Genomic DNA, 4468 nt, shown 5'->3' with positions numbered 1-4468 from the left:
GAGCAGCGGAATGTCGGCCAGCACCGGAATGGCGAACTGGGCCTGTTCGGGCAGTTTTTCCTGCACATAGCGGGTGCCGGCGAACGCCGAAAAGCCCCCACCAAACAGCGACAGCGCCAGCCCGGTGGCGTACTGGTTGGTGTTGAGCCAGATCACCAGACCGCCAAAAATGGCCGCCAGCAACGCCCCGGCCGCCATGCCGGCCGCAAAACCGGCCACGGTGCTGCCGGTGTGCACCACCGTGGCAAAACCGGCCAGTGCGGCGCACAGCATCATGCCCTCGGCGCCCAGGTTGACGATGCCGGCCTTTTCGTTGATGAGCAGGCCCAGCGAGGCGATGGCCAGCACGGTGCCCGCGTTGAGCGAAGCGGCGATGAGGAGTGCAATGGATTCCATGATCACTTCTTCCAAACAAGGCGGTACGCAATCAGCGTGTCGCAGGCCAGCAACGCAAACAGCAGCAGCCCCTGAAACACCCCGGTGATGGACTTCGGCAGACCCAGGCGCGACTGCGCCAGCTCACCGCCGATGTAGAACATGCTCATAAGAATGGCCGAAAACACGATGCCCACCGGGTGCAAGCGGCCCACGAACGCCACGATGATGGCGGCAAAGCCGTAACCGGCCGGCACATACGGCGTGAGCTGGCCAATGGGGCCGGCCACTTCCAGCGCGCCGGCCAGGCCGGCCGCGCCGCCGGACGTGAGCAGTGCGATCCACAACGCCTTGCGCGAAGAAAACCCGGCGTAGCGCGCCGCCGCCGGTGCCAGCCCGCCCACCAGCTGGGCGTAACCCGCGTAAGTGCGGAACAGAAAGATCCACACCGCGGCCACACCGCCCAGCGCAATCAGCAGGCCGATGTTGACGCGCGAGCCCTGCATCAGCTTGGGGATTTGCGTGACCGACTCAAAGGTCTTGGTCTGCGGAAAGTTGTAGCCCAGCGGGTCTTTCCAGGGGCCGTAGACCAAAAAGTTCAGCACCTGCACCGCCACATACACCAGCATCAGGCTGACCAGAATTTCGTTGGCGTTGAAGCGGTCGCGCAGCAACGCCACGATGCCCGCCCACACCATGCCGCCCAGCACACCGGCCAGCAAAATCGCCGGGATGATCCAGGGACCGGTGGTTTTGTCGGCCATGAGCGCCACACCGGCGGCAAAAATGGCCCCAATGACAAACTGGCCCTCGGCACCGATGTTCCACACGTTGGACCGAAAGCACACCGCCAGCCCCAGCGCAATGATCAGCAGCGGCGTGGCCTTGACCATCAGCTCCGACAGCGCGTAGGTGCTCTTGATGGGCTCCCAGAAAAACACCTGCAGGCCCCGCACCGGGTCTTTGCCCAGCAGGGCGAACAGAATGACGCCGATCACCACCGTGATGGCCAGCGCCAGCAGCGGCGAGGCATAACCCCAGCGCGCGGAAGGCTGGGGACGGACTTCAAGCCGCAGCATGGGCGGTCTCCTTTTTGTTGTTGTTGGGGGCCGGTGCTTCCCACAAGCCCGACATCCATTCGCCAATGCGCTCAATGGTGGCATCAGCCCGGTCCAGGCTGGGTGAAAGCCTGCCTTTGGCGATGACGTGCAGGCGGTCGCTGATCTCGAACAGCTCATCCAGTTCTTCGCTCACCACCAGCACCGCACAACCCGCGTCGCGCAGCGCCAGAATTTCGCCGCGAATCTGCGCCGCAGCACCCACGTCCACACCCCAGGTGGGCTGGCTCACGATCAGCAGTTTCGGTTTGGCTTCAATCTCGCGGCCCACGATGAACTTTTGCAGGTTGCCGCCCGAGAGCGACTTGGCCGCCGCGTCCGGCCCGTTGGCCTTCACGTTGTAGCGCGCAATGATGTCGGCCGCCTGCGCCTTGAGGGCGCCCAGCTTGAGCCAGCCACCAGGGCCCCGCGCGTCGCGGCGCGACAGCAGCAGGTTGTGCGCCAGCGACAGCGTGGGCACGGCGCCCCGGCCCAGCCGTTCTTCGGGCACGAAGTGCAGGCCCAGCGCGCGGCGCTTGCCAGGGCCAAAACGCGATGCATCGACCCCGCCCACCCGGATGCTGCCCACCGGCGCCCGCGTGGTTTCGCCGGACAGGCAATACAGCATCTCGCTCTGGCCGTTGCCCGACACACCGGCAATGCCCACCACCTCGCCGCTGCGCACGGTGAGCGCGATGTCGGCCAGGTGGGTGCCAAACGGATCGTCGCTGGCCAGCGTGAGGCCGGCCACCTGCAACACGTCGGCGCCCGCGTTGAGCGCGCGCACGTTCAGCGCGGGCGGCTCGGCGCCGATCATCAGGCGGCTCAGCGAAGCGTTGCTTTCCTGGCGCGGGTCGCACACGCCCGTGACCTGCCCGCCGCGCAGCACCGTGCAGGCGTTGCACAGCTCGCGAATTTCGTGCAGCTTGTGGCTGATGTACAAAATGCTGCAGCCCTCAGACGCCAGCTTCTTCAGCACCACAAACAGCTTTTCCACCGCCTGCGGCGTCAGCACCGAGGTGGGCTCGTCCAGAATGAGCAGTTGCGGGTTGGTGAGCAGCGCGCGAATGATCTCCACCCGCTGCATTTCGCCCACGCTGAGCGTGTGCACCGGGCGCGCGGGATCGATGTCCAGGCCGTATTCGGCCGCCTTGGCGGTGATGCTGGCGCTCACCTCGGGCAGGCTCAGCGACTTGTCCAACCCCAGCCACACGTTTTCGGCCACGGTGAGTGTGTCGAACAGGCTGAAGTGCTGAAACACCATGCTGATGCCCAGCGCCCGCGCCTCCTGCGGGTTGCGCACATGCACGGGTCGGCCGTTGAACATCACCGCGCCTTCGTCGGGTTTGACCGACCCATAGATGATTTTCATCAGCGTGGACTTGCCGGCGCCGTTTTCGCCCAGCACGGCGTGCACCTCGCCGGGCGCCACGGTGAGCGACACCCCGTTGTTGGCCACCACGCCGGGGTAGCGCTTGGTGATGCCGGTCAGTTGCAATCGGGCAGTGGTCATGAATGTCCTCTTCTTGGGGTTCAGGCGGCCGCCGCTTCTGTCTCAGGGCGGCGCAGCGAGGCCGCCACGCTTTTGATTTGCTCGCGCAGCCAACGCGCGGCGTTGGACGCGTGGGTGCGCTCGTGCCACAGTTGGTAATACATCATGCGGGGAAACGGCACCGGGCACGGCAGCACCTGCACCGGCAACACGCCGGTGAAGCGCTCGCAATACTGGCGCCCGGTGGTCAGCACCAGCAAACTGCCCGCCACCATGGCCGGGATCAGCCCGAAATGCGGGCAGCGCACGGTGATGTGGCGGGTAAGCCCCTGCGTGACCAGGTGGTCGTCGATCACACCGCGCGCGCCGGGGTGCGTGGGCGTGGGCGCACTGTGCTCGGCCGCCACCCCGGCCTCCACGTCCCAGCCCCGGCGCACCGCCGGGTGCTGGTGGGACACCAGGCTCACCACCTCGTCGCCAAACAGCCGGCCCAGGTGCAGGTCGTCGGGCGGCTTGGGCCAGTTGCCAATCACCACGTCCACCTCGCCCTGCGCGAGCTGGTGGCGGTAGTCCGCGTCGGCCGAAAGCGGGTAGATATGGATCGGGCACTCGGGCGCCAGGCTTTTGATCTGCGTCACCAGCTGGGGCAGAAACAGCGGGTCCAGGTAGTCGCTGGCGGCCAGGCTGAAGCTGTGTTGTGCGGTGGCGGGGTCGAAGCTGCGCGCATCAGAAAACAGCACGGTTGCGCTGCGCAAGATGTCGGCAGCGGGTTCGATCATGCGCAGGCCCGCCACCGTGGGCACCATGCCGGCGCCCGAACGCACCAAAAGCGGGTCACCGGCGAGTTCGCGCAGCCGCTTGAGCGCCGCACTCACCGCCGGCTGGTACATGCCCAGGCGCAGCGCCGCGCGCGACACACTGCGCTCGGTCAGCACGGTGTGCAGCACGCGGATCAGGTGCAGATCAATCTTGTCGAACATGGAGATGTATTTCATACCCTTGTCGTATGCAGGTGAATGGTATTTTGGGCATTCAGGCCATACGCATGAGCATATGTTGTGCCATGGGCGTGGCGCTATGCTGGCGCGCATGACCTCTGAAATTGCCTCCCGCCCCCTGACGTTCTTGCGACGCGGCCAGCCCGTGACGCTGGGCAATGTACCACCCGACCGCACCCTGCTGGAGGTGCTGCGCGAGGACCTGCACCTCAGTGCCACCAAGGAGGGCTGCGGCGAAGGCGACTGCGGTGCCTGCACCGTGGTGCTGGCTGAAGCGGTGGGCGGCCAGCTCCAGTACAAAGCCGTGAACAGCTGCATTCGGCTGGCCCATTCGGTGGCCGGCATGGCGGTGTTCACCGCCGACGACCTGGCCGCCCCCAGCGGCGCGCTGCACCCGGTGCAAGAAGCCCTGGTGCAGTGCCACGGCAGCCAGTGCGGTTTTTGCACGCCGGGCTTTGTGATGAGCCTCTTTGGCATGTACCAGAACAGCGCGGGCCAGCCCATTG

The 4468-nt window shown here is 66.1% G+C and carries 4 protein-coding genes and 1 pseudogene; 1 reads left to right on the top strand and 4 read right to left on the bottom strand.

All coding sequences use genetic code 11. The features are described from left to right. The 4 genes and pseudogenes from Q7J58_RS21600 to Q7J58_RS21585 all read right to left on the bottom strand — a co-directional run. Nucleotides 1–396, bottom strand: a pseudogene (locus tag Q7J58_RS21600) (ABC transporter permease); the annotation flags it as partial. A gap of 2 nt (nt 397–398) precedes the next feature. Beyond that, entirely contained in the window at nt 399–1454 is a 1056-nt protein-coding gene (locus Q7J58_RS21595) for an ABC transporter permease (RefSeq protein ID WP_304832009.1), read from the bottom strand. Next, nucleotides 1441–2985, bottom strand: a complete 1545-nt coding sequence (locus tag Q7J58_RS21590) for an ABC transporter ATP-binding protein (protein ID WP_304832007.1) — start codon at nt 2983–2985, stop codon at nt 1441–1443. Before Q7J58_RS21590 ends, Q7J58_RS21595 begins: the two co-directional genes overlap by 14 nt. 20 nt (nt 2986–3005) lie before the next feature. Continuing rightward, entirely contained in the window at nt 3006–3959 is a 954-nt protein-coding gene (locus Q7J58_RS21585) for a LysR family transcriptional regulator (protein WP_304832005.1), read from the bottom strand. A gap of 94 nt (nt 3960–4053) precedes the next feature. Here Q7J58_RS21585 and Q7J58_RS21580 point away from each other — a divergent pair. Continuing rightward, nucleotides 4054–4468: 2Fe-2S iron-sulfur cluster-binding protein (locus Q7J58_RS21580; RefSeq protein ID WP_304832003.1), on the top strand; the 415-nt coding region annotated here is incomplete at its 3' end.

The organism is Hydrogenophaga sp. (genome assembly GCF_030656115.1).
Taxonomy (GTDB): domain Bacteria; phylum Pseudomonadota; class Gammaproteobacteria; order Burkholderiales; family Burkholderiaceae_C; genus Hydrogenophaga.
This window is presented reverse-complemented; position numbering and strand designations above follow the sequence as displayed.

Bases quoted from the DNA above. Each gene is read 5' to 3' on its own strand.
- Q7J58_RS21590 (WP_304832007.1), bottom strand. From the start codon at position 2,985: ATGACCACTGCCCGATTGCAACTGACCGGCATCACCAAGCGCTACCCC.
- Q7J58_RS21595 (WP_304832009.1), bottom strand. From the start codon at position 1,454: ATGCTGCGGCTTGAAGTCCGTCCCCAGCCTTCCGCGCGCTGGGGTTAT.
- Q7J58_RS21585 (WP_304832005.1), bottom strand. From the start codon at position 3,959: ATGAAATACATCTCCATGTTCGACAAGATTGATCTGCACCTGATCCGC.